The sequence below is a fragment of the Methylobacterium tarhaniae genome, from assembly GCF_001043955.1.
GTDB lineage: Bacteria > Pseudomonadota > Alphaproteobacteria > Rhizobiales > Beijerinckiaceae > Methylobacterium > Methylobacterium tarhaniae.
This window is the reverse complement of record NZ_LABZ01000297.1, coordinates 1-4,602: the sequence shown is the minus strand read 5'-3', so window position 1 is coordinate 4,602 and position 4,602 is coordinate 1. Positions and strand designations below refer to the sequence as shown.

Annotated in this window: 6 protein-coding genes; 4 read left to right on the top strand and 2 right to left on the bottom strand. The window is 72.2% G+C overall.

The genetic code is table 11. From position 1 onward, the window contains the following. A partial coding sequence (locus VQ03_RS29030; RefSeq protein WP_048454402.1) for a hypothetical protein occupies positions 1-704 on the top strand: 704 nt, incomplete at its 5' end. Positions 705-736: 32 nt separating this feature from the next. Here the strand turns inward: VQ03_RS29030 and VQ03_RS29025 are convergent. After that, a complete protein-coding gene (locus tag VQ03_RS29025) occupies positions 737-1,417 on the bottom strand; it encodes a hypothetical protein (protein WP_048454401.1) in 681 nt (226 codons plus the stop codon). Between the two features lie 339 nt (positions 1,418-1,756). On the opposite strand from VQ03_RS29025, the gene VQ03_RS29020 reads away from it, so the two are divergent. From VQ03_RS29020 to VQ03_RS29010, 3 genes are all read left to right on the top strand, one after another. Next, positions 1,757-2,521, top strand: a complete 765-nt coding sequence (locus tag VQ03_RS29020) for a hypothetical protein (RefSeq protein WP_048454400.1) — start codon at positions 1,757-1,759, stop codon at positions 2,519-2,521. A 199-nt stretch (positions 2,522-2,720) separates the two neighbouring features. Then, on the top strand, positions 2,721-3,611 hold the full coding sequence (locus tag VQ03_RS29015; protein ID WP_048454399.1) for a dienelactone hydrolase family protein: 891 nt from the start codon (positions 2,721-2,723) through the stop codon (positions 3,609-3,611). 110 nt (positions 3,612-3,721) lie between these two features. Continuing rightward, positions 3,722-4,141 (top strand): response regulator, encoded by a 420-nt coding sequence (locus VQ03_RS29010; RefSeq protein ID WP_048454398.1) that lies wholly within the window; start codon positions 3,722-3,724, stop codon positions 4,139-4,141. Positions 4,142-4,144: 3 nt separating this feature from the next. On the opposite strand, the gene VQ03_RS29005 is transcribed toward VQ03_RS29010, so the two are convergent. Beyond that, positions 4,145-4,602, bottom strand: a 458-nt coding sequence (locus VQ03_RS29005; RefSeq protein ID WP_048454397.1) for a RidA family protein, incomplete at its 5' end; no start/stop codon positions are given.

Sequence of the window (4,602 nt, the reverse complement as noted above, 5' to 3'; positions counted from 1 at the left end):
CCCCCCCCCCCCCCCCCCGCCTCTCCGACGGCGACAGCCTGGCGATGCTGGCGGTGAGCGACGTCCTCGACGCCGTGCCGGAATCCGGCCCGGCGGCGCATTACGCCGTGCAGGAGCGCCTGATCGGCCTCGGCGCCACGCCCTTCGGGCAGGCGATCCCGTCCGACGCGCGCGGGCTCTTCCCGGGGGCCGACCACACGATCTGGCTCACCCATCACGATCTCGCCTTCGGGGCAGGCTATCCCGGCGCGGTGCCGCCGGAGGCGATCCGCGGCTGCGCGCTGGCCTTGAACGGCCACGTCCACAAGCGCCACGCCCCCGTGCGGATCGGCGACACGCTGTGGTTCAACCCCGGCAACATCACCCGTGGCTCGGTCGACCTGATCGCTCACGTGCCGGCCGCCTTCGTGCTGTCGGGCGACCTCTCGCTCGCCGAGGAGCGCCTGCCGCACGCCGCGGACGTGTTCGATCTCACCGGCCGGCAGGTCGCGGCCGACGCCTCGCCGGAGGCGATCGGCCGGATCGAGAGCGCCTTCGTGTCCCTGCTGCAGGCGGAGACCGCCACCGACCTCGCGCGAAGCGACGACGGCGCCCTGATCCGCGAGGAGATCGAGGCGAAGTTCCTTCGCGATGAGACCCCGGAGCCGGTGCGGGCGGCGATCCGCTCGCTGGTCGAGGCGGCGGTGGCGAAGCGGGGCGGGTGAGCCCCCGCACGGCCCGGCAACCGTCCTGAATCTCAGAACCCGAACGGATCCGGATACGGCAGCACCCGCCGCCGCACCGGCGTCTCCGGCAGGATCGGGCGGCTGATATCCACCGCCACCAGCCCCTCGACGGCGAGGGCCAGCACCGCCGCGACGCCGTCCTGGGCGTTGATCGCCATGGCGGCGCATTCGACGAGGCGGCCGGTGCCGCATTCGTCGAGGTGGTGGAGGATCCGCACCCGGTCGCCGGCCGAGACGTAGGTCCGGCGGCAGGCCATGATCAGCCGCACGGTCGAGATGCGCGGCTCGGAGCGCAGGGTCGCGGCGCTCTCGATCACGAAGCGGCGGCCATCCTCGGCGACCACCGGCTCGCCCGCCACGTAGGCGGTGCGGAAGGGATGGTGCCCGAGATCGCCCTCCGCCACCACGTCGACGAGGAGACCCGGCTCGTCGGTGCGCGTCTGCTCGAAATCGGCGGCGTGCTCGACCACCGCGTCGCCGAGCGTCAGGCGGACCGGGGCGGGAGCGGCGCGCAGCCGCTCCACCGCCGCGTCGAGCGCCGCGATGGCGAGGAAATCCGCCACCAGGGCCGGGCGCGGCACCGCGGGCAGGAGGGCGGTGCCGCGCCGGGGGGCGGCGCTCCGCACCGCGCTGCGGCGTTGGCCCGGGCGTTCGAGCAGGGTCGAGGGATCGAGGAGGGCGGGGGTGCTCATGCGAGGCTCCTGGGCCAGCGGCCGACGCCGATCCGTCGACATGCCACAGTTCTATGCGCGGTGCGCTTTAGGAACATTTAGCGAACATGCGCGCTGCGGGCAACGCCGCCGCAATCGTCGCCGTGACGGCGTGGCCATTCCGGCCTACCGATCGTCTCGGACCGGGCATCGGGCGGGGCGAGCGCGCGACGAAATATCATCGAGGAGGGACGCTTTATCTCGCACCGCCCGTGCGAAAACGCTCGCACGTCACCATGTGCCATGCTAGAGAACAAATGTGGAACCGGCCGATTCCCCCGCCCGTCCGGAGCCCGCTGTCAGCAGGTGAGATCGATCGAGATGAGCGCAACCACGGACAAGCAGATCGCGGACATCCTCGCCACCTACGGCGAGCCGCTGGCCGGCAACGTCTGGCGCGTGCAGGGCACCGCCGTGATCTACCACAAGGCCCTGGAGCGGATCGCCGTGCAGGCCCGCATCCGATTCGACGCGCCGGTGATCGTGCGGGCGGAGCGGGACGAGGCGGTGATCCTGGTGACCGGGCACATGCCGGGCCCGAACGGCGACCGGACCGAATGGTCGATCGGCGAGGCGCTGATCGGCGTGAACTACCGCGTCTCGGGCAAGCAGGCGGCCTACGTCTTCGCCATGGCGGAGAAGCGGGCGAAGGACCGGGTGATCCTCAAGCTCGCCGGCCTGCACGGCCTGCTCTATTCCGAGGACGAGGCCGACGAGTTCAAGGCGAGCCGGCCCGACCTGGTCGCGGCGAACCAGTCGCGCCGGCCCGAGCCTTTGCGGGAGCCGCAAGGTCCCGAGGAATCCGACCGCGAGGCCGAGGCCGCGAGCGATGCCGACGCGCCGCGGGACGAGGCGCCCCGCGCCGAGGCCACGGCGTCCGAGGCCGACCTGACCGCCCGCATCGACCAGGCGCAGTCGATCAACGCGGTGACCGACCTGATGCTCGCCCCCGAGACCCAAGCCGCGCTCGCTGCGATGCCGCCGGGCCTGCGCGACGAGGTGCGCGAGCACGCCAAGGCCCGCCTCGTGGCTTTGGGCTGGCCGGCCCGCAGCAACGCCAAGTCCCGCAAGGCCGCGGTGGCGTGAGCGTCGGACCGGGGTCGATCGAAGGGCCGCCCGCGCGAGCGGGCGGCCCTTTCTCTCGTCCGCGTTCCCTCGTCCGCATTCCTCATGCCTGACTGGATCGTGACCGTGGACGGCGCGTGTTCGCGCTTGCCCTCGCGCCCTCGGCCCGCATGATCGCGCCCCGTCGCGAATGCGCGACCGGTCACGGGAGGAAGACGGGATGGCGACGAGCGACGACGCGCGGACGAACGACCTCGAACAGCTCGACGGCCTGGTGGTCCCGCCCTTCTCCCGGCGCGGTTTCGTGATGACGAGCCTGATGACCGGGCTGACGCTCGCCACCACCCGGGTCGAGGCGCAAGTCATCCGCACCGACGAGGCCGGCATCGTCGCCGGCGAGGTGCGGATCCCGGTCGGCGACGGGCCGATGCCGGCCTACCGGGCGATGCCGCAGGGGGCCGGGCCGTTCCCGATCGTCCTCGTGGTCGAGGAGATCTTCGGGGTCCACGACTACATCAAGGACATCTGCCGGCGGCTCGCCAAGGCCGGCTACACCGCCGTGGCGCCCGAGCTCTTCGCCCGCCAGGGCGACGTCTCGACGATGACCGACGTGCAGGAGATCGTCCGCGAGGTGGTCTCGAAGACGCCGGACGCGCAGGTGATGGGCGACCTCGACGCCACCGCCGCCTGGGCGGCGGCGGAGGCCAAGGGCGATCCGGGCAAGCTCGGCATCACCGGCTGGTGCCGCGGCGGGCGCACCGTGTGGCTCTACGCCGCCCACAGCGCCAATCTGAAGGCGGGAGTCGCCTGGTACGGCAATTTCGGCGGCACCCGCACCGGCATCCAGCCGAAGACCGCCGCCGACGTGATTCCGGACATCCGCGCGCCGATCCTCGGCCTCTACGGGGCATCGGATACAGGCATCCCGGTCGCCGACGTCGAGAAGGCGCGGGACGCCGCGAAGGCCGCCGGCAAGGAGGTCGAGATCGTGATCTTCCCGGATGCGCCGCACGGCTTTCACGCCGATTACCGGCCGAGCTACCGCAAGGGCCCGGCGGAGGAGGGCTGGGGCCGGATGCTGGCGTGGTTCCGGAACCACGGCGTCGCCTGATTTCGTCCCGGCGTCGCGGCAAGCCTTGCATTGCCGCAACACCTCGGGAAGGATGAACACAGGGCTCCGGGAGCTATGCAACCAGTGAGCCGTAAGCTCGTTCCCTGCTCATGACCGAGTCCAGCGCCGCCGCGAAGACCCAGCCCGTGATCCTGGTCGTCGAGGACGAACCGGAGGAGCGTTTCCTCGCGGCCACGCTGCTGGAGGAAACGGGCTTCCGGGTCATCGAGGCCGAGACCGCCGAGAAGGCCCTCGCCATCCTGCGCGAGCGAGGCGACGAGGTGAACGTCGTCTTCTCCGACGTGCGGACACCGGGCCAGATCGGCGGGTTCGAGCTGGCGCGGATCATCGGCGTCACCTGGCCGCGGGTCCACGTGCTGCTCACCTCCGGCGATGCCGGCGACCAGCCGAGCGACCTGCGCATGTCGGCCACCTTCATCCCGAAGCCCTGGCGCGCCCTCGACATCCTGACCCTGGTCGAGCAGGCGGCCGGCTACCATACCGGCCGCGCCGCCGGCGACGTGCAGTAGCGCTCACCGCACCTCGAAGATCCCGTCGACCTCGACGCTGGCATTGGCCGGCAGGCTCGCGACGCCGATCGCCGTGCGGGCATGACGCCCCGCCTCGCCGAAGAGGTCCGCCATCAGGTCGGACGCGCCGTTGACGGCCTTCGGCACGTCGGGCCAGCCCTGCTCCACCTGCACGAAGCCGCCGAGGCGGTGACAGCGCACCACCCGGTCGAGGTCGCCGTCGAGGGCGAGGCTCAAGGAGGCCAGGAGGTTCAGCGCGCAGATTCGCGCCGCCTCCTGACCCGTCGCGATGTCGGTCACCGGGCCGGTGAAGCGCACCTCGCCCTCCCATTCGCAGATCTGCCCGGCGAGCCACAGGGTCGGGCCGATGCGCGAGAACGGCAGGAAGGCGCCCCGCGGCTCCGGCACCCGCGGCAGCGTGAGGCCGAGGGCGGCGAGGCGGCGGGCGGGCTCGCCGCGGG